Annotated in this window: 15 protein-coding genes; 13 read left to right on the top strand and 2 right to left on the bottom strand. The window is 47.1% G+C overall.

Annotated elements, in window-relative coordinates; translation table 11 throughout:
- Positions 1-42 precede the first annotated feature (42 nt).
- From ICC18_RS21295 to ICC18_RS21315, 5 genes are all read left to right on the top strand, one after another.
- Positions 43-984, top strand: coding sequence for an N-acetylglucosamine kinase (locus ICC18_RS21295; RefSeq protein ID WP_188176471.1), 942 nt, complete (start codon positions 43-45; stop codon positions 982-984).
- A complete protein-coding gene (nagZ, locus tag ICC18_RS21300; RefSeq protein ID WP_188176472.1) occupies positions 981-2,639 on the top strand; it encodes a beta-N-acetylhexosaminidase in 1,659 nt (552 codons plus the stop codon). The genes ICC18_RS21295 and nagZ overlap by 4 nt, the downstream gene beginning before the upstream one ends.
- A complete protein-coding gene (locus ICC18_RS21305; protein WP_188176473.1) occupies positions 2,639-3,844 on the top strand; it encodes an anhydro-N-acetylmuramic acid kinase in 1,206 nt (401 codons plus the stop codon). The genes nagZ and ICC18_RS21305 overlap by 1 nt, the downstream gene beginning before the upstream one ends.
- A 410-nt stretch (positions 3,845-4,254) precedes the next feature.
- Positions 4,255-4,695, top strand: coding sequence for a MarR family winged helix-turn-helix transcriptional regulator (locus ICC18_RS21310; protein WP_188176474.1), 441 nt, complete (start codon positions 4,255-4,257; stop codon positions 4,693-4,695).
- A 23-nt stretch (positions 4,696-4,718) separates the two neighbouring features.
- Complete coding sequence (locus ICC18_RS21315; protein WP_188176475.1) at positions 4,719-5,048, top strand: DUF1904 family protein; 330 nt, start codon at positions 4,719-4,721, stop codon at positions 5,046-5,048.
- Positions 5,049-5,118: 70 nt separating this feature from the next.
- Here the strand turns inward: ICC18_RS21315 and ICC18_RS21320 are convergent, their stop codons facing one another.
- Positions 5,119-5,544: a VOC family protein gene (locus ICC18_RS21320; RefSeq protein ID WP_188176476.1), complete on the bottom strand. Its 426-nt coding sequence runs from the start codon at positions 5,542-5,544 to the stop codon at positions 5,119-5,121.
- A gap of 103 nt (positions 5,545-5,647) precedes the next feature.
- Positions 5,648-7,906, bottom strand: coding sequence for a helix-turn-helix domain-containing protein (locus ICC18_RS21325; RefSeq protein WP_188176477.1), 2,259 nt, complete (start codon positions 7,904-7,906; stop codon positions 5,648-5,650).
- Between the two features lie 278 nt (positions 7,907-8,184).
- Between ICC18_RS21325 and ICC18_RS21330 the strand changes: the two genes are divergently transcribed.
- From ICC18_RS21330 to ICC18_RS21365, 8 genes are all read left to right on the top strand, one after another.
- Positions 8,185-9,108, top strand: coding sequence for an ABC transporter permease (locus tag ICC18_RS21330; RefSeq protein ID WP_188176478.1), 924 nt, complete (start codon positions 8,185-8,187; stop codon positions 9,106-9,108).
- A 13-nt stretch (positions 9,109-9,121) separates the two neighbouring features.
- The gene (locus ICC18_RS21335; RefSeq protein WP_188176479.1) at positions 9,122-10,012 is read left to right on the top strand and encodes a carbohydrate ABC transporter permease; all 891 of its coding nucleotides are present in this window, start codon (positions 9,122-9,124) and stop codon (positions 10,010-10,012) included.
- A 66-nt stretch (positions 10,013-10,078) separates the two neighbouring features.
- Positions 10,079-11,662 (top strand): extracellular solute-binding protein, encoded by a 1,584-nt coding sequence (locus tag ICC18_RS21340; protein WP_188176480.1) that lies wholly within the window; start codon positions 10,079-10,081, stop codon positions 11,660-11,662.
- Between the two features lie 286 nt (positions 11,663-11,948).
- Positions 11,949-17,564 (top strand): alpha-amylase family glycosyl hydrolase, encoded by a 5,616-nt coding sequence (locus ICC18_RS21345; RefSeq protein WP_188176481.1) that lies wholly within the window; start codon positions 11,949-11,951, stop codon positions 17,562-17,564.
- A gap of 149 nt (positions 17,565-17,713) precedes the next feature.
- A complete protein-coding gene (locus ICC18_RS21350; protein WP_188176482.1) occupies positions 17,714-18,634 on the top strand; it encodes an AEC family transporter in 921 nt (306 codons plus the stop codon).
- Positions 18,635-18,724: 90 nt separating this feature from the next.
- Positions 18,725-19,027: a hypothetical protein gene (locus tag ICC18_RS21355; RefSeq protein WP_188176483.1), complete on the top strand. Its 303-nt coding sequence runs from the start codon at positions 18,725-18,727 to the stop codon at positions 19,025-19,027.
- A gap of 115 nt (positions 19,028-19,142) precedes the next feature.
- Positions 19,143-19,508, top strand: coding sequence for a DUF423 domain-containing protein (locus tag ICC18_RS21360; RefSeq protein WP_223192764.1), 366 nt, complete (start codon positions 19,143-19,145; stop codon positions 19,506-19,508).
- A 142-nt stretch (positions 19,509-19,650) separates the two neighbouring features.
- Entirely contained in the window at positions 19,651-21,153 is a 1,503-nt protein-coding gene (locus tag ICC18_RS21365) for a PAS domain-containing sensor histidine kinase (protein ID WP_188176485.1), read from the top strand.
- Positions 21,154-21,159: the final 6 nt, after the last annotated feature.

Genomic DNA, 21,159 nt, shown 5'->3' on the forward strand with positions numbered 1-21,159 from the left:
GAAGTAAGTTTTGCTAAAGCAAAACTCTTAGGAGATGACCCTATGAAGAGATATGTAGCCGGACTAGATGGCGGCGGCACCAAAACCGCTGTGACTGTGGCTGACGAGAATGGTCTTGTGATGCATACTTTTACATCCGGAGCTATTAACTATAACGGACAGGACGAGGTTAGCGTTCGTTCCAGCTTGCAAGATATTTTTAAAATTATAGATGAAGTTTGCGGGGGATTGGAGTATTGTACGCAAGTCTGCATCGGTGCAGCTGGAGTCAGCAATCCAACTGTGGTCGATCGGCTGGAATCTAATGTCAGGGAATGCGGATATCAAGGTGAATTATTCATTACGGGGGATCAAGAAACGGCGCTTTGCGGGGCGCATGACAGCGATCACGGTATAATTATCATTGCAGGCACCGGTTCCATTTGTTATGGCAAGAATGAATCCGGTCTATCTCATCGATCTGGCGGTTACGGCTATCTCATTGATGATGAGGGCAGCGGTTACAGTATCGGGCGGGATCTGCTATCTGTTTTAGTACGGGCTCATGATGGCCGTTTACCTGAAACTGCAATCACAGGAATGGTGTTTGAGCGGTTGCAGATGGAGTCTGTTCAGCAAATCATCCGTTTTGTTTATGACAAGCGTACGAATAAAAAGGACATCGCAGCGTTGGCTCCCATCCTGTCGGACGCCTGTGCGCTCGGTGATGAAGCGGCTCTGGCCATTGCGAGAAAAAGCGCATCTTCCTTAGTTGAACTGGTGGGACCTGTGGCGGAAAAACTGTCGTTGCAGGAAGGTACTCTTGCTATGGCAGGAAGTGTTCTGATCAAGAACTCCTTTGTGCGGACGGCTTTTGTAGAAATTTTGAAACAAGCTTATCCTGGAATGCCATGTATTACTGCAAAAAAAGACGCATCCAGCGGTGCGGTTTTTATGGCGCTGAAGCGTTTGAAATTATTTGATGAGGGGAGAGCCAGAGGATGAAAGATGTCCATTCAATGACGCTGCGGGAGAAAATCGGACAGATGATCCTTTGCGGGTTTGTTGGTACGGAAGCGAACGAAGAGCTGGAGGCGCTGATCGCTGAGCACCATATTGGCGGGGTCATTTACTTTGCGCGTAATGTGGAAAACATCCTGCAGGTTGCTGCATTATCGGACCAACTGCAGCAAATAGCGGAGCGCTCCAATACTTTGCCGCTCTGGATTTCGATTGATCAAGAGGGAGGCATGGTCGCCCGTATTACAGAGGGCGTGGCTTTGATGCCGGGGCAAATGGCTTTGGCGGCAGGAGCGCTCCGGACGGAAACCAAAGAAAGGGCAGAAGCAGGAGCAGATTTCAACGCGGCATATGAGGCGGCACGGATATCGGGAACCGAGCTGAGGGCGCTCGGCATCAATATGAACTTCGCTCCGGATCTGGATGTGAACAATAATCCGGATAATCCGGTCATCGGCGTTCGCTCGTTCGGCGAGTCGCCTGAGCTTGTGGGGCGCTTCGGGCGACAAGCGGTACAAGGCTTTCAAGATGCCAACGTCGCTGCGACCGCCAAGCATTTTCCCGGGCATGGGGATACGAATGTGGATTCCCATCTGGATTTGCCGACGATTACGCATGGTGCCGAGCGGATCCGTTCGGTAGAACTGGTGCCTTTCATCGAAGCGATCGAAAGCGGCGTCGATGCGATCATGTCGTCGCATATTTATTTCCCTGCACTGGAGCCGGAAAAGCTGCCTGTCACGCTGTCCAAGAAGGTATTAACCGGGCTGCTTCGCGAAGAGCTTGGCTTCGAAGGCGTGATCATGACCGATTGCATGGAAATGAACGCCATCGCCGAGCACTACGGCACGGTCGAAGCGGCCGTCATGGCGGTCGAAGCGGGAGCTGATCTCATTCTGATCAGCCACAGCCGCGACCGCCAGCTCGACGCCATCGCGGCGATCGAGCGCGCCGTGCGCGAGGGTCGCCTGACCGAAGCGCGCATCGACGCTTCGGTCGTCCGACTGCTCGCGCTGAAAGCGCGGCGCGGAGTGTTCGCTCCGCGGCCTGGCGCTGCGGCCGCGCCAGAGGTCGGGACCGCGGCGCACTGCGCGGTCGCCCGGCGCCTCAGCGAGGCGAGCATCACGCTCGTCAAGGACGAGCGGCAGCTGCTGCCGCTGAGGCGCGCGAGAACGCTCGCGGTCACCGTGGCCGCAGCCGTTTCGTCGGGCGTCGACGAAACTTACGCCGGCCCCGCGAGCCTGGGGGCTGCGCTGGCCGAGCACGGACTGGATGTGCTCGATCGCGTGCTCCCGCTGCGGGAGGTCGGCGAGCTCCGCGCTGCGGTGCTCGCCGACGCGCTAGCGGCGGAGCAGATCGTCATCGGGACGTACAACGCCCGATTCCATCCCGAGCAGGTCGCGATGGTACGCGACCTGCAGGCGCTCGGCAAGCCGCTGGTCGTCGTCGCGCTGCGCGTGCCGTACGACTTGCTGGAGCTGCCGGACGTCTCCACCTTCATCGCGGCCTACGAAAGCCGCCCGCTGGCGCTGCAAAGCGCGGCACGCTGCTTGGTCGGCCGGCTGACGCCGACAGGCCGCCTTCCGGTATCGCTCGGCCCGGACTATCCGGCCGGCTGGAGATGGGGGGACCGTGTGTGATGCTGCGACAACTTTTGGAGCGATATTCGCTCACCGTAGCCGGCATCATGTCGGGTACATCTTTGGACGGCATCGATGTTGCGATTGTCCGCATCGACGGCTGCGGCGACCGTGCCAAGGTCGAGCTGATTCACTTCGAGAGCTTTGCATACGAAGCGGAATTGCGCGAAAAGCTCAAGCAATTATGTTCTACGGATCATTCCGACGTGGCCCAGCTATGCGGAATGAACTTTGCTATCGCCGAGCGCTTTGCTGATGCAGTCGTGCGGACTGCCGCAGCGGCTCAGCTACCTATGAGTAAAATCGATCTCATCAGCTCCCATGGCCAGACCGTATGGCACATTCCGGTAGCAGATGCGGCCAATGCATATCTGCCCAAATCGACGCTGCAGATCGGCGATTTGTCAGTCATTGCCAAGCGGACGGGAAGGCCAGTCGTCGGCGATTTCCGTACTGCCGATATGGCGGTCGGCGGTCAAGGAGCGCCGCTCGCGCCATACGGCGACTACATCTTATTCAGAGATTCGGCGAAAGGCCGAATCCTCCAGAATATTGGCGGCATCGGCAATTGCACGGCGATTCCAGCCACAGGTACAACTCCGACTCTAGCGGATGCTGACCGTCTTATTGCATTTGATACAGGACCAGGGAACATGGTGCTCGACCAAGCGGTCTACGAGCTGTCCCAAGGTCAACTGACTTATGATGCGGATGGCGTTTGGGCCGCACAGGGCCAAGTTCACATCGTGCTGCTCGAAGATATGCTGGCACATCCGTATTTTAGTCAGCTTCCGCCTAAAACGACGGGCCGCGAGCTATTCGGTAAGTCCTATGCTTCCGCATGGCTCTCTGCAGCCAAGGCGCAGGGGCTGCCGGCTGCAGACATCGTGGCTACGGCAACGGCCTTCACCGCGCATTCCATAGTGCGTGCTTATCAAGATTTTGTATTTCCGCATTTTGACATTGCGGAAGTTATTGTCAGCGGCGGCGGAGCGCATAACCGGACACTGCTTCGCATGCTCGCGGAGCTCCTTCCGCAGCAAGCCATCCGCACATCGGATGAACTTGGCATTTCGAGCGACGCCAAAGAAGCGATTCTGTTTGCCTTGCTGGGCAACGATTGGATTCACGGCGTGCCGAACAACCTCCCATCGGCAACTGGGGCTGAGCGGCCTACCATCATGGGCAAACTTGCTTTGCCTTAACCCGGATGTAATAGCCCGGTCAGCATTCACTTTTCTTGCCCGAGCGGTCCTGGCTCCGGGCATTTTTTCTTCTACGGCGACGATTGCGTTTGTCGCAGTCTGATCTCGCCCAATTGCAAAAACGTGGTGAATGGAGCAAGCGGCTGGAGTTCGGTTTTGCCAGCTTATATTGCGCTCATCGAACATCCACTTGCACAAACCAAGCTGCAATTTTGTAAAATCGGACTCCAAACTGTTTTGGTGGCGGACTTCAGTAGCGATATGCTCGATTCCTGCGTCAAGCCGATCCATTGTATATAATCCAGGGTAATGCTCGCCGCACATCCCACATTGACATTACAACCATTTTTCTATACATTTGAAACAAATCGATTGTTCACAACATGAATGGAGTGGAGGGTACCAACCTTATGAGCAGCAATGAGTTTCTTAAACTGGAAAATCAACTTTGTTTCAGTCTCTACGCAAGCTCGAGAGCGATAACACGGATGTACCGGCCGTTTCTTGAAGAGCTGGGGATCACATATCCGCAATACCTGGTGCTTTTGGTGTTATGGGATCATAAGGAGAGCACGGTCAAAGAGCTAAGCGAGAAACTGGATCTGGATTCAGGCACCCTTACGCCGATGTTGAAACGTATGGAAGCGCAGCAGCTTATCCAAAGACAACGGTCGACGGAAGATGAGCGGATTGTCATTATTCGCATTACGGACGCAGGACTCGCGCTTTATGAGAAGGCAATGTGCATCCCGCAGGCCTTGCTTGCCACTAGCGGGTTGTCGCTTGAAGAAATCCACAAATTTAATGAACAGCTAAAACGCATCATTAACAGTGTCAATGCTCACACTTAGTTTTACGACAAGGGGGATTTCCGTTGCCAAGAATAACGGTGAGAGGATTATCGGTAGATCAAGTTTGCCAGATGAGCGAATCGCTCGTCGAACAACTCGCGGCCATTTGCGATTGCGAAACGGATAACTTTACTTTGGAATGCAATACCCACCCTTCGATATTTGCAGGTAAAATCGTACCTGCGTATCCGTTCATCGAAGTGGCCTGGTTCGAAAGAGGACCCGCCATTCGCGATCAGGTCGCCAAAGCAATAACAGACCATGTCCTAGCTCTCGGCATTCCCGAGGTTGAGGTCGCTTTCACCTTTTATGCAGAAAACGGATATTATATCAACGGAATTTCTTGCGGATAACCCGCAGAATAGCAAAACAGCTCTTTCGCACAAGGCGAACAGAGCTGTTTTTTATTAAACGGGGACTATCTTATTTCTGGCCTTCCGTATAAATTTGGAACGGTACGCCGAACTTGTCTGTCACAACCCCATATAAAGGGCTGAAAAATGTTTCTTGCAGCGGCATATTCACTTCGCCGCCTTGCTGCAAGGCTTCAAACATTTTCTTGGACTTCGTTGCGTCGTCAGTTGAGATACAGATCGTAACTTGGTTCCCGATCGAGTGCGGTTGACCAGGAAAGTTGTCAGAGAACATGAAATCCGCATCTCCGACTTTGAGCATGGCGTGTGCGATAAGATTCTTAGCCGCATCCGGTAGAGGAAACTCAGGGTTCTCCGGCATCTCTCCGAAAGTTTGCATAAAAAGTACTTGAGCATCCAAAGCTTTTTCGTAAAATTCGATAGCTTCCTTGGCATTTCCGTTCATCATTAAATAAGGGGTCAAACGTACCGACATCAATAACAGCTCCTTTAGATTAAATTATCCAAAATATAGTATTACCTACGTTTCTATATTACAAAACAGAACGTATGTTTGCAAGTGAAGAATTTATGAAGAGCTACCCCGAGTTTTGCGAGTACTGCCTACGGAAATCATTCGGTGTAATCCCGTTATGTTTTTTAAATTTGCGGTAGAAATAAGAGTCGCTTGTAAATCCAGTTTTTTCTGCGATTTCAGCTACAGAGAGTGAGGAGTGGAGAAGCAGCTCCTTCGACTTATTCATGCGAACATCATGAATCACGTCCGTAAGCGCTATGAGTGTATGCTGCTTATACAACCTGCTGATATAGATCGGCGACATATCCAATTCATCTGCAATGGAATTTAAGGACAGATTCTGGTTCGCGTACTCTCTCTCGATAATGTCGTTCATCCTTTTGATTAATTCCACATGCTTCATGCTTCTTTTTTCATCCAGCTTTTGATGCAGTTGATTGAATAATTGATAGAATTGAGCGTTAATTTCATCGATCGTTTCCACTTGACTCAAAGAGGCAATCGTCGTATCCAGATAAAGCTGGACGGTGATGGCGTTATTTTTATTGAATGTGTTGAGCACGTTATTGACCGTTAATGTCAGGTGGGAGATGGCCAACTGTATGACGGAATACGGATATTCGGCGGTCTCCTGTACGATGTCGGCATAGATGGCTTCGGCTTCCGCCGAGTCTCCCGTCATCAGACTATCGATGAGCTGTTTCTCTTTCTGGGTTGGGAATTTATATTCCTTCGATCTATAGCTCATGATTTCATCTGACCATATGATGCAGCCATGGCCTCTGAAAAGCCGATGATGCGATGCTTCAAGCAGCTGTTTATAGAGAGGAATACATGGTTCTGCATGGGCCTGCAAGGGACCTATCGTAATGGATACGGACAGCTTCAGATAAGTGGCGATTGAAGTCTGCATCTTGTGCAGCATTTCATTGAAATCGTCTTCGTTCCATTCATAGCCGGCGTCATGCGCTGTAAGCAGCAATAAAATGTGGTCATCGCCCATGTCGATCGCTTCCGACTGAAAAGCGGAGGAGCTGACTTCGGTTCCAATATTCATTACGGCATACCTCAGCAGTTTAAATTGATCCTGAAATTGAGCAATATGCTCTGCGAAGCGGTCGATTTTGACCATTAGGAGTATGGAAGGATGCTGAATGTCAATTTTAGACCCAAAATAGCGAAGCTTCTTCTGCAAGGCATCCGGATGGTAGCTTTCTCTGCCGGCAAACAAGTTTCTGAGGAAATCCTGACGCAAAATTTGCAAATGATCTCTTTTCTCGATTTCAAGCGTTTTCAAGTTTCGGATGACTTTATCGATCGGATCGAATAACTTCCGAGATGTGAGAAAAGAAGCAAGCAGCCCGACAAGCAGAATGCTTAAACCGATATAAATGGTCTTCATTCGCATGCTTTTAATTTCCTGGGTAATGATCGAGTAAGGCGTTGTACGAACGTACCGCCATCCCAGAGAATCCGGTGCCGTGTAAGAAACCAAAGACTTGACGTCTTTAACCGTATCCACAAAATAGCCAGGATTTGAAGCGTTTGCAATGATCTTTTGAATATATGATTTGTCCGAGTAATCGCTTAATACCGGGTTGTTGCCGTCAGTTGAAAGCAGAACGCCATCTTTGTTAATAATCATTTCGCTGCTGGAACGCTTGTTAGGTATATTTTTGAGCGACTTATTAATAAATGACTCGGAAATATTGACAATTACCGCTGAATTCAACGTTTTATTAATATTGATGGCATCGTAGCACAAATAGGAGTAAATGCCGACCTTCGTGACCGCGGGTTGATTGCTGTCAGTGGGGACGAACGTTCTTGGCACCGGCATAAAAGGCGTATAATCCTGAAAATGATCCAAAATATCGACCATGCTTTGATCGGCTAGGGTGGATTTGGTTTGGATTCCGCTTTGAGAGTTGTTCGAGCTGACATAAAAAAGCTCGGAATTCCCGTTGTAGACATATATGGAATCAATGAACGGCATGGCAAACCGATAATTGTTCAGCTGGCTCATGGCGCTGGTTACGTCGTAAATATCCGGCTTGTCGTAAAACAGCAGCTTGGAGATCACGAAATCCCGGTAAATTTGGAAGGAAAGAGATGTTGCTGTTTCCGTCACGCTCAGAATTTCCTGACTCGTTTGCATGAGGCTGTTGGAGTCCGATTCGTATACTTGCTTCAGCGCAATATGATCGAAATTCACATAAAGAATGGTCGAGGATACAAGAAGTGTGATGACAATGGATAGAATGATGCTCATCCAAATGTTCCGGTATACTTTTTTATTATCTTTCGTACGGTGCATCATCTCGGGCTGCCTCCCCCCCCCTTGTTCGTAGCAAAAGTATAACGTACCTATATTTCTCTTGCAATGGAACGGTTGCTGCAAAACGGTACAAAACCGTGGAAAAATTGGATAAATCCATGAAAGTTTAAAATGTTCATATCCAAACATGCCGTCATTTCTGCGGATCTTTCATATTTGGTCGCATATCTTCAGTATCGCTGACGGGTTCGCCGTGTATATAATTCGAGCATGACATCAAGCAGATCAACATTCAAAATCATGTAGGGAGGTTCCGCAGCATGTTACGAAAGAACGGCTTCTTGTACGAGTTAAACAAAAACAAAATTTTGTTTCTCATGATAGCGCCAACCTTATTATTCTTTTTCATTAATTCTTATGTGCCTATGATCGGAATCTACTACGCTTTCACCAGATTCGATTTCAATGGGGGGCTTTTTGGGAGTCCATTCGTAGGATTGGAGAACTTTAAGTTCCTTTGGAAGTCTGGGGCACTATGGGCGCTGACGAGAAATACGGTAGCTTATAATATCGCTTTTATCGTCTTTGTGAACGGCGCGGCGATCTTTTGCGCGATACTGCTAAGTGAGATGAGAGGGAAGCTCTTCAAAAAGATCACGCAATCCGTTATGTTCCTGCCTTATTTCATTTCATTTGTTTTAGTGAATGCCATTGCTTATAACATGTTCAATTACGATACGGGATTTCTGAATACGACGTTAAAGTCTCTAGGCTCAAATCCCATGGACATCTATAACACGCCCGTGGCATGGATTTTCCTGTTGGTAATTTTTTATGTATGGAAAAACTTGGGGTATACCATGGTCATCTACCTAGCTACCATAACGGGTATTAGCGACGAATACTATGAAGCCGCCAAAATCGACGGGGCCAACATCTTCCAGAGGATCTGGTATATTACGCTGCCGATGCTGAAGCCAACCTTTATTATTTTGCTTCTATTTGCTCTCGGAAGTATTATGAAAGGCCAATTCGATCTGTTTTACCAACTCATCGGCAATAACGGGATTTTATACAATACGACGGATATATTGGATACTTACGTTTTCCGTTCGTTGAAAGTGACTTTTGATATCGGGATGGCGACTGCCGCCGGATTGTTCCAGTCCATTTTCGGATTTGTACTCATTATGACCGTAAATTATTTCATCAAAAAATCGAATGAAGAGTATGCGCTTTTCTAGGAGGTGTTAGCACGTGAGAATCCAAAGTCCCGACTCTGTTCTTTTCAATATTATCGCTTATACGATTATTCTGTTGATTTCAATCGCCTGTCTCTTTCCGTTCATCCTGCTCCTGTCGGGATCATTTACGGAGAATGAGTCGATTGTCCGAGACGGCTATCATTTGATTCCCAAAGTATTTTCCCTTGCAGCGTATGAAGCGGTACTTACTTTCCCGCAAAAAATACTTAAGGCTTATTCGGTTACGATCTTCGTTACCGTTGTAGGGACTGCGCTGGGATTGTTCATGATGACCATGGCCGGTTATGTGCTGCAAAGAAAAGACTTCAAATACCGCAATCAGCTGTCCTTTTACATTTACTTCACGACGTTGTTCGGCGGAGGTCTTGTGCCTTGGTACATCATGATCACCAAATATCTTCAACTTACAGATACCTATACGGCGCTCATTTTCCCTGGGCTGATGACGCCATTCCTCATTATTTTGATGAGAAGCTTTATTAAATCGGCTGTCCCTGATGAATTGACGGAATCATCCAAAATTGACGGTGCTAACGATTTTACGATTTATTACCGCGTCGTCCTGCCGCTCGCGCTGCCGGGCATCGCAACTGTCGGATTATTTCTGGCTTTGCATTATTGGAACAGCTGGTTCTCAACTTCCTTATTTATCAACGACCAGGAAAAATATGAGCTGCAATACTTCCTGTATAACATTATTAATACGGCCGCAGCCGTTTCGCAGCTTGGCGTCAGTACCGGGGTATCGTTTGGTCAGGAAATCCCTACGGAATCTACGAAATTAGCGATGGCGATGATTGTTACGGGCCCGATTCTCTTTTTATATCCGTTCGTACAAAGGTTTTTTGTCAAAGGATTAACGATAGGCGCTGTCAAAGGTTAGAACTGAACCGGAATCATTCCGTCAGCTAACATATATATCATGCATGCATAAAAAGGGAGGATTTACATGAAAAGCAAAGCTAATAAGATGTACAGCGCATCCATGGCGATCGCGCTTGCAGGCTCCATCGTAGCCGGCTGCAGCAATTCAGCGGCACCCGCTGCAAGCCCGACTGCAGGAGCACAAGCTACTAAAGCGCCTGAGGCTTCAGCAGCAGCCAAGCCGGCAGGACTCGATACTTCCAAGAAAGTGGAACTGCAATTTTACATGTTAGGCCCTGCGCCTAAAGATCTGCCAGTCATTGAAGAAGAAATCAACAAAATGGCGCTTAAGGATCTGAATGCGACTGTCAAATTCAATTTCACGACATGGACGGACTGGGATCAGAAATATAAGCTGCTTCTGTCGTCCGGCCAGCCGATCGATTTGATTTTTACCGCTGAATGGACGCAATATCAGTCTTATGCCAAAAAAGGCGCCTTCCTGCCGCTGGACGACCTGCTTCCGAAGGCAGCTCCAAAATTAACCAGTTTTGTGCCTAAAGACATGTGGGATGCTGTTAAAATTGACGGGAAAATCTTTACAGTTCCTGCCACCTATAAAGAGTATGTGACTACAGGCTTCATTTGGCGCGAAGATTTAAGAGAGAAATTCAACTTGCCGAAGCCTGATTCGCTTGCCAACTTTGAGGCTTATCTGGATGGAGTCAAGAAAAATGTCCCGGATATTACCCCGTTGGCGGCTAACAGCGACGTGAACAAAAACCTCTCCGATTTGTATAAAAACTTGACGATTGACCCGATCGGAGCTCTTCCGTACGGCATTCAGATTCCTTATAAAAACCCTACCGAGGTTACTTCGTACTGGGGTTCGCCTGAGCATCTGAAGGAGCTTCAAACATACAAAAGGTGGCAGGATAAAGGGTATATAACCAAAAACGTGCTGAACGTTAAAGACTCCATGACCGATCTGCTCGTCAACGGAAAAGCCGCAGCCAATCTGGGCGACAATCCAACCCGCTATAATGATCAAAAAATTAAAATCGCTGCTACGCATCCGGACTGGAAAATCGAGTACTATCCGGCGCCTCTGATCAAAGGCCATGCCGAACCGGTTCATCCGATTCACAACGGCTTTGCGATCCCTAAGAGCAGCAAAAACCCGGAAAGAGCGCTCGCCTTCTATGAAAAAATGGTGACTGACAAAGCCTATAACTTACTCACTCAATATGGTATTGAAGGCAAAAACTATAAGGTTGAGAACGGTTATTACACGATGATCGGCGATGCGAACAGCAACGGCTTCCCGAGAGAAGGCATGCAAAGCTGGGCTTGGAGAAATCCTGAATACATGGTGTTCGATAAAGGTTATGACGGCGTGAAGAAAATTTTCCAAGAGCTGGATAAAATCCAATCGCCGGACAAATTCACAGGCTTCGCCGAAGATTATACGAGCTACCAAGCCGAGAGAGCGGCTCTGGAGCAAGTTGAAAAGCAATACCTCTTCCCGCTTGAAGCCGGTCTGGTTGCGGATGTAGAAGCTGGACTTAAAACCTTCATGGAAAAAGCGAAAGCAGCCGGATTGGAAAAAATTCAGGCCGAATATAAAAAGCAATGGCTCGAATATGTGAAAAGCTCGGGTATTAAATAAATAAGCACGTTGCGAGAGACTCGCAGTCGACGGTCATCCTTGGATGGCGGCCGGCTGCGAGTTTCCATTTTGTGTAATTGGAATCGTTTACAAGAAAGCGCGATCATGCTAATATAAATTTACTGGGTTTGTGCAACCGTTTGCGCAAATTTGCACAGAAAGGAGATCTTGTTTGGAACAATAAGGATTCTAAAAGGAGTAAATTATAATTTCTTAACGATGTTTTCCGACAATTTGTGCAAACGATTGGCATAAGCATGAATAAGAACCATAAGGAGGTATATTTATGTTCACAATTAGGCGCAAGCAGGTCCAAAAACAGATTTCTCTTGTAACCGCTATCATTCTTTTATTGCAATTGCTTACAAGCATGATGCTGCCAAACTCAGCTCATGCTGCTAGTAGCGATCTTCAAGCTGATGTATTTACTGAACAGCCTGGCGGGCAGTCGAAATGGGTTATCGTAGGCAGTTTTCAAGATTGGAATAATAGCTCGACAGCTACGCAAATGAAACACCTAGTCGGAAATTACTATGCATATTCAACTGTTCTTGCATCGGGTCATCATGAATTCAAAATTGTTAAATCAGGAACATGGAATGGCTACGATGATGGCGGAAACAATTTTTCTTTCAATTTAGACCAAGAAACCAAGGTCAACTTTTATGTGAACGATGATCTCAAGCAAGCCAGAATCAGTTTGCCGAATATTCAGGGTCTGGCACAATATGTCCCAACTTTGTCTCCAGACAAATGGCCGAGACTCGTGGGCAGCATCCAAAAAGTTTTCAATGAAAATGAATGGGCGCCAGAAAAAGCGGGTCAATTATTCGTCGATTACAACTTCGACAATACCGTATACAAACTTCAGCGGACGATACCGGCGGGTAAATATGAAGCAAAAGTAACGTTCGGTCCTAACTGGGATGAGAACTATGGCTCCGACGGATCAAACGGATCCAATCTCGTTGTCAACGTGCTGGACTCATCTGATATTACTTTTACTATTGATTACAGCGCTTCTGCTAGAGCACTTTCACACGATTATGTGCCAAAGAACTCCGCCTTCGATGGACTCATCGATAATAATGCGATTGCTTTCGACAGTCGTTCCATCACGTATAAAAAACCTTTTGGCGCCATCAAGGCCGGTCAAGAAGACTTGACACTCCGCATTTCGGCACTGCAAGGCGATGTGCAACTGGCGAAGGTGGAGATTGCGAATCCCGAAGGTATTTCGACCAATTTCACGATGCATCGGATCACATCGATTAATAACCGTGATTACTTTGAAGTGACGGTTCCGAAAAGCACATTTTCGAAGATCGGTATATGGGGCTACAAGTTGATTTTGATCGATGGATCCACAAAGGTGGAATACGGAGATGACAGTTCGAGGGGAGGTGCCGGAAGTGTTAGCAGCGCTGGAGCGGTTCCTTTTGATCTAACGGTATATGATCCGAACTTTAAAACGCCGGATTGGATGAAGAATGCCGTCGTATACCAGATTTTCCCTGACCGATTCTTTGACGGGGATAAGAGCAATAATCGTGCCAAGACCGCGGATGGTGTTCGCGGGGCTAGCTCGCCTTCTACGGCAACCAGCAAAAATGGACAAAAGATCCAGTACTTTGACGGGGGAGTGGTAAATGATCCGACTCCTGATCAAGTATGGGGCAGTTGGGCGGATACGCCGGAAAATCCGGATCGTTTGAAACCGGAAAATAAACCGTATTATCCGAATGAGAAGTCTGACGGCGTTTGGACCAATGAGTTTTACGGCGGCGATATTCAAGGTATCCACCAGAAGCTGGGATATTTAAAATCCATAGGTGTCACTACGCTGTATCTCAACCCTGTAGCCTGGGCGGCATCCAATCATAAGTACGATGCCACGGATTACAAGCATCTGGATCCAATGTTCGGAGCTCCGGTATACAATATACCCGGGGATCCGGCTTCAGGACTTAACTATACCGAAACTCGTGCAGCATCCGATCGTGTCTATCAGGCATTCACCAAAGCTGCCCGCGAACAAGGCATGCATATCATAAATGACGGGGTATTCAACCACGTTGGGGATGACTCGATTTATTTTGACCGTTACAGCAAGTTTCCGGAGATCGGCGCTTATGAGTACTGGGCTAAAGTGTATGACAAAATGGATGCAGATAAGCTAGAACAACCAGCGGCAGAAGCAGCGGTTAAAGCGGAATTCACAAGCACAATCAATCCGCTGACTGGTATGAACTATAAATATCCTGATGATTTTTCATATACCACTTGGTTTACGATTGGCCGTGATAAAGTGAAAAATCGTGATGATGACGGCACTCATTATAAATATGATGCATGGTGGGGATACGATTCACTTCCTGTAATGGATGCAAAAGAACCGCAAACCACAGCTACGGACTTCTTCCCAGTCGATCAGGAATCGCTGTCCGGCGCGCATGAATGGAACAATATCGGCCTAAGAGAATTGGCTTTTGGACGCGATATCAGCCAGTTGTCTGACACGGATGCGCAGAAAGCGATGCAGCAAACCAACTCGCAGCGATGGTTATGGATGGGCTCCAGCGGATGGCGTCTGGATGTAGCTCCGGACGTGTCGGGCGGCACATGGCAGAAATTCCGTAAGGCGGTTAAATCCGTCGAAGCTAAAAAAGACGGAAATAATAATACGATCGAAGAGCCCTTTATTTTGGGCGAAGAGTGGGGAGTTGCAACAAAATATTTGCTCGGCGATCAATTTGACTCCGTTATGAACTACCGTTTTCGCAATGCCGTGCAAAGCTTTATGATTTCCGGGGATGCAAGTAATTTCAATCAAGCATTAGAATCGATTCGAGAAGATTATCCGAAAGAAGCATGGCAGGTGATGCTGAATCTGGTAGATTCACATGATACGATTCGCTCGATTACCAAATATGATCATCCGGAATGGGAAGAAGAGCATCTGAAACTGGCTCCTGAGGCTTCCGATACAGCCATAAAGCTGCAAGCATTAACCGCGATCATGCAAATGGGGTATGCCGGTGCTCCTACTATTTATTACGGTGATGAAGTAGGCGTTACCGGAACCAAAGATCCGGACTCCCGCCGCACCTTCCCTTGGGAACGGGTGAAAGACAACGGAAATGGCACTTTCAGTAGTGTTGACCGATATCAAGGGCTGTTCAACATTTATCAAAAAGCAGCAGACATTCGCAATAAGAACGAAGTTTTCCGTACAGGCGACTTAAAGGTAGCGTATGCGAACGGCGATATTATTGTCTACGCTCGTAAAAATGATAAGCATGGCGCGCTTGTCGCCATTAACCGCGGCACGATAAACCAAACCGTTGAAGCCGATGTAACCGGATTTTTGCCTAACGGTCTAATGCTTGCAGATCAATTAGGCAGCAATGTGCAGGGAGCAGTAAGCGGCGGCAAAATTACACTGCAAGTTCCAGCGCTCTCGGGATTCATGATGCTTTCGACCTCTTCGATTTCAAGCGTTCCGCAAGTGACAAATCTCCGTGCAACCGGAAATAACGGAAATGTGTCCCTGATTTGGGATGCTGTATCCGGAGCGGAAGGGTACTTCGTATATCGGGCACCGATCGAAGGCGGCGCATTACAATTAGTAGGCGATGTGACTGCTACAACGATGACTGATGTTAACGTAATCAACGGAACCAAATATTATTACACCGTAACGGCCAGAAAAGGAGCAAGCGAGAGCAACCCTTGCGATATGACAGCGGCAACGCCGGCCTTCCCGATTACTTCTGCGCAAATCGTCCAAGAAGCTACGTATATGAATGTAGGGGTAGGCAAGCTGACATCCGAAATTCAAGTGCAAATCACGGTTCCTGGTCTAACCGACGTTACTGAAAATGTCTACAAGGAAGCACCGGGACTTATCACGAAGTTGCTTTATTACCCAAGCACAAGTTCACAGGACCAAGCTTCCGAAACGAAGATGCGTTATAAAAAGGATAGCGATGATGCGACTTCGAAAATTTATTGGGCTCAGTTTGAACCTACGCTAGCAGGCACCTATCTGTATCTGGCCCAAGCTTCAACCGATAACGGGGAGACGTTCGTATCATCGCAGGCGGTTGCACTTGTTGTTTACGCCGATCCAGATGATACGACCCCTCCTGCAACCCCTGTACTTTCGGATATTCAGGTTGAGTCCAACTTGGCAAATCTGAAATGGACAGCGGATGGGACTGACGCTGCAGGGTTTGAAATATACCGTAAAGAAGTGGGCGGAACTTACAAACTAGTAGCAACGCTTTCTAGGGACGCGAGAGAATTTGTAGACTACACAGTTAGCAATGATACAACATATACGTACAAAGTATCCTCGTTTGATGCAGCTTATAATCGTGCTGATTCTTTGGAAAAACAAGTAACACCTAAGCTCGTTATGGTGGATGTGAAGCTAAGGCTGCATTTGCCCAGCTATACGCCAACAACAGATAGCATTCATATCGCGGGCGATTTTAACGGCTGGAACGCGAGCTCTACAACTCTTCATGTCCCAAGTGGGGCAACAGACCGAAATATTGTCGAGTATACATTCAAAATGATGGCAGGCAAATCAATCCAGTATAAATACACGCGGGGAAGCTGGAGTACAGAGGCCTTCACGAGTCATGAACGCAAAGCGGGCGATGAGACCGACCCTGGGAACTGGGCATATAGTTCGACAGATACGAACATGTATCTGACCATTGCGAATCAGGGCGGGAATCAAATGGTCGTGGATGATTATGTACTTCGTTGGGTTGATATGCCGATGATGGTTTCGTTACCTAGAACCTCTTATGGCGCCGACATCGAGTATACGACTGAAGAAAGCAAGATGACTCTCAAAGCAGTCGTTCCGTATGGCGTAGCTTTTACCATGAATGGGCAGCCGTTACCGCAGGGAGCCATGGACGCGAAAGGGAATGTTCAGTTGAATGACGTTCCACTGGCGCCTGGAGTGAATACATTCGTACTTCATATCGAACCGACGCCGGAAACGTTAGCCCTGCCTTGGTATACGGACAAGGGACGTGCGGGTCAAGCGACGAAAACGATGACGGTTCGCGTAACTCGTATCGGCGGAGATTCAGACCCAGGTAAACCACCGGTGACTAAGGCTGAATTATCTGCTTCCTCGAATGAACAGGACTGGTTCAATCAGGATGTCGTATTAACGCTTACTGCGGCGGATGATAAGCCGGATACAATTTCAACCTTCTATAAATTAGACGGCAACGATTGGATCGCATACCGAGCACCTGTTGCCATCCAGTCAGAAGGAATGAACAAGGTTCAATACTATTCAATCGATGCAACGGGGAATAGAGAGTCTGCGCAAACGCTGCAGATTAACCTGGACAAAACAGCGCCTTCTGCAACATTGACTCAATCAGGGAAACCGATTCACGAAGTATCTTACTTCGACGATGTAACATTTACGCTGACAGCCTCAGATACTTTGTCAGGAATTTCGGCGCAAAAACTGTTTATAGACAGCAAAGAGATCATCAGCGGCCAAACCTTGAAAGCGAGAGAGTTAGGTCTTGGAGAACATATGATCCAATACGCTGTGGTGGATGCGGCAGGAAACAAAGTAGAGCAAAAATCAACATTCAAAGTTAGAACCATATTCGATATAATTCGTATAATCTTGAAGCAGCTATTGGATAGTGGACAGTTGAAAAATAAAGGAGTTTATACTTCCCTAGAAGCGAAGTTGTCACAAGCTGAAGATCAGTTTAAGAAAGGCCATATCGATCAGGCGATTAAACATCTGAGGGATCTGGAGAAAGTTATCAGTAAAGAAGCATCGAAGGGCAGCATAGACGAAGACGCGGCAAAAGAGATCTTGCAGCACATTGCTAATTCGCTTGAATGACCTGAGATAATGGAAGTTTGAATAGGGATACCGCGGTGTCATTTACGGATGACGGCTGCGGTTTCTCTTTTTTTATGTTGATAAGGCATCTATCGGAGGTTGTGATACAATAGAAGCCAGCCTATCAACTAGAGAAGAGAGAATAAGAGATGACCTATTTTGTTTATATCCTCATTAACAACATCGTCCCGATCAGCATTATGATTGCCATTGGCTCGGTGATGTACCGCGCGTTTAAAGTGGATATTCGAACATTGTCCAAACTGAATTTCTACGTATTTTCGCCTGCCCTCGTTTTCGTCAAGCTCTATGAATCCGAGATGAATTTGCACGTCCTGATGCAGGTTCTCTTATTTTTTGTCTTGTTTTTTAGCCTGCTTTTTGCTTTGATTGAAGTCGTGATTCGAGTGAAAAAAATGCAAGGCGGCATGCGCAGCGCGATGCGCAACAGCGTCATTTTCTACAACAGTGCGAACTATGCGATTCCGCTGAACCAAACGGTATTCGCCGGTAATACGTACACGCTCTCGATTCAAATCGTAATTATGATCATGCAGACGCTCATCCCGAATACATATGGCATTTATACGGTGAATGCACATAAGTCCACTTTGAAAGCAACTATGAAGACGATTTTGTCGTTACCGGTCATTTACGCTATACCTGTTGCAATATTGCTGCGCTATTTTCACGTGCCGGTACCGCATTCCATCTACTTGCCCTTGGAATATATTTCTGGCGCATTCATGGCTACAGCTTTGCTCACACTGGGCGTGCAGCTTGGCGGAATGAAATGGGAGTTTCATTTTTCCAATGTGCTTGTATCCAATATGTTGAGGCTTGCAGCCGGTCCTGCGTTAGGGTTTCTTATCGTTTGGCTGCTAGGTATTGAAGGGCTGACTGCCAAAGCGCTGGTCCTTTCTTGCGCCGTACCGACTTCGTTAAGCAGTGTGCTTCTTGCCATTGAGTACGACAACGAACCGGAATTTTCATCTCAAGCTGTTTTCTCCTCCACGTTATTCAGTATGTTTACAATTCCTGTCGTGATCTATTTATTGGATTTTATGTGATTATCAGCGAAAAGCATCTCTCTTGCAGGAATTTCGACATTTTGAAGAGAAATGTAGACATACAACAACAATTAAAGGGGGCTATACGTAATGCGATACCAATTTTGTCAAAAAGTTACGATTATAGACATGAATGAAGAAATTTTGTCGGAAGTTGTATTCGAACACGGAGAGTTTGAATCGACCGCGTTATCCATCGGTTCATCCGTTCTGATTTATCAACTGGGATTGAAACAATTCGATGTGGTTTATGACAAGAGAGAGGGCAAAACCAACCGTTATAAAGTCGAAGACATCGAAATTGACTTGATCAAAAAACCGACCGAAACGCGTGTGTTCCTGGAACCGGTTAGGCTGATCGTCGGTCAGCATGATATCGGTGAGTTTAGCTAAAATCGCCATCGGCAGTCTTCATACGCTCCCTATTCAACCAAGTGGATTCCAGACTGTAAATCAGCTATGATGATAATAAGGAATATCTACTTGGATGAAGGAGAAGACGAGCATGTTGAAAATCTTTATGTTTCTGGGCAGCGTCAACGCGTTCCTGTCCGTTGCTTTAGGAGCTTTCGGTGCGCATTATTTGAAACAAAAGCTGACTCCGGATAAATTGGATGTTTTCCAAACGGGAGTTCAGTACCACATGATCCATGCGCTTGCACTTATTCTGATCGCGGTCTTGTCGGACAAGCTTAGCCATAGTTCCATGGTCCATGCGTCAGGTTGGGCGATTTTTATTGGCATTGTCCTTTTCTCGGGAAGTTTGTATGCACTCAGCTTGACAGGGCTGAAATTTTTTGGGCCTGTTACCCCGCTTGGCGGAGTCAGCTTTTTGACAGGTTGGATTCTCTTGGCGATTGCAGCTTGGAAATGAGAGCAGGAAATAAGATAAGAGTCGGGATGATCCGACTCTTTTTTCTTTTCTTAATGTCTTTGGCAGGAAAAAGCGCAGTTTATGTAGAAAGAATATGCTTAAATGAAAGGATCATTCTTTCTCACTCGAAAGGATGGGAGGCATGGCTGAATTCACAGGGAATCCACCCCATAGAAGGAGACTTATTCCAGAGGAGCTTGGACTTCTCACAAGCGAAGATCTGTTTTATCACTCTTTTGGCTGCGCAGCAATCGGTATGGCGCTCGTAAGTTTGGACGGCAGATTTCTCATGGTGAATCCTATGTTATGCAACCTGTACGGCTTCACGGAAGAAGAATTGGTAGGACGACATTACAACGATTTTTCGTATCCCGATGATCGGGAGATCGGATTGCAGCTGCAGAAGCAGGCGATTCAAGGACATCAGCGATCATTTCGAGTGGAAAAACGTTATGTACACCGGAATGGTACCTTGATCTGGGTAATTCTCGGTGGATCGCTGGTCAGAAATGAAGAAGGCAAGCCGTTATATTATGTCACTCAAGTTCAAGATATTACAGAACGGAAGCTTAACGAAGCGATAATCGATGAATTACATAACAAAAACCAGCTTATTCTTAATGCGGTTTCGGAAGGTATTTTCGGCATCGATGAGCACTTGGGAACGATTTTCTGGAATGAAGCCGCCGGACGGTTAACGGGTTACACTTACGAGGAAATGCTCGGTAAGAATCCTTATTTCATCTTAACTGGGGCCTGCGGAGCGGACGCATCGATGAGCTTGACGAACAGTTCCCCTTTGTATAGAAGTATGATGGAAGGGGTCTACGATTGCAATTCAAACGAAGTTTTTTACAAAAAGAATGGTGAATCCTTTCCTGTTGAGTACATGACCTCACCGATATATGATAATGGGCGAATAATCGGAGTCGTCATTACGTTCAAAGATATAACGGAACGTCGGAAGACCGAAGAGATGCTGCGCAAATCAGAGAAACTGTCCGTTGTCGGACAGATCGCGGCTGGGGTCGCGCACGAAATTCGCAATCCGCTCACATCGTTGAAGGGATTTATTCAATTCATGCAATCTGCTGCGGTGAATAAGCAAGAATATTACGGAATCATGATGTCCGAGTTAAGCCGAATCGAGCTCATTATTACAGAGATGTTGATGCTGGCTAAGCCGCAGATGGTACGCTATCAGTCCAAGAGCATTGAGATGATAGTGAAAAGCGTAGTCACCCTACTGGAGACGCAGGCCCATTTAAGCAATGTTCAGATCAATTTAGTTGCAGAAAGCAATTTGCCGCTTGTCCTTTGTGAAGAAAATCAACTGAAACAGGCATTCATTAACCTCATCAAAAATGCAATGGAAGCGATGCCGGATGGCGGTCAAATCGATATACTTTTACGGGCCGAGGGAGCTAAGCACGTTCGTGTTGTACTCCAGGACAGAGGAAACGGGATTCCTGAGGATGTGCTCGCGCGATTAGGCGAGCCTTTCTATACGACAAAGGAAAAAGGCACTGGGCTGGGCATCATGATAACGTATAAAATTGTTGAAGATCATAATGGACATTTATTAATTGAAAGTAAAGTGGGTGAAGGAACGTTCGTTACTGTGACACTACCCATTCACCTATGACGGAGC

Origin of the sequence: Paenibacillus sedimenti (assembly GCF_014534655.1) — a bacterium.
Classification (GTDB): domain Bacteria; phylum Bacillota; class Bacilli; order Paenibacillales; family NBRC-103111; genus Paenibacillus_E; species Paenibacillus_E sedimenti.

Coding starts and splice junctions, on each gene's coding strand:
- ICC18_RS21305 (WP_188176473.1), top strand. CDS start 2,639: ATGCTGCGACAACTTTTGGAGCGATATTCGCTCACCGTAGCCGGCATC.
- ICC18_RS21355 (WP_188176483.1), top strand. CDS start 18,725: ATGCGATACCAATTTTGTCAAAAAGTTACGATTATAGACATGAATGAA.
- nagZ (WP_188176472.1), top strand. CDS start 981: ATGAAAGATGTCCATTCAATGACGCTGCGGGAGAAAATCGGACAGATG.
- ICC18_RS21330 (WP_188176478.1), top strand. CDS start 8,185: ATGTTACGAAAGAACGGCTTCTTGTACGAGTTAAACAAAAACAAAATT.
- ICC18_RS21350 (WP_188176482.1), top strand. CDS start 17,714: ATGACCTATTTTGTTTATATCCTCATTAACAACATCGTCCCGATCAGC.
- ICC18_RS21365 (WP_188176485.1), top strand. CDS start 19,651: ATGGCTGAATTCACAGGGAATCCACCCCATAGAAGGAGACTTATTCCA.
- ICC18_RS21345 (WP_188176481.1), top strand. CDS start 11,949: ATGTTCACAATTAGGCGCAAGCAGGTCCAAAAACAGATTTCTCTTGTA.
- ICC18_RS21310 (WP_188176474.1), top strand. CDS start 4,255: ATGAGCAGCAATGAGTTTCTTAAACTGGAAAATCAACTTTGTTTCAGT.
- ICC18_RS21340 (WP_188176480.1), top strand. CDS start 10,079: ATGAAAAGCAAAGCTAATAAGATGTACAGCGCATCCATGGCGATCGCG.
- ICC18_RS21320 (WP_188176476.1), bottom strand. CDS start 5,544: ATGTCGGTACGTTTGACCCCTTATTTAATGATGAACGGAAATGCCAAG.
- ICC18_RS21325 (WP_188176477.1), bottom strand. CDS start 7,906: ATGATGCACCGTACGAAAGATAATAAAAAAGTATACCGGAACATTTGG.
- ICC18_RS21295 (WP_188176471.1), top strand. CDS start 43: ATGAAGAGATATGTAGCCGGACTAGATGGCGGCGGCACCAAAACCGCT.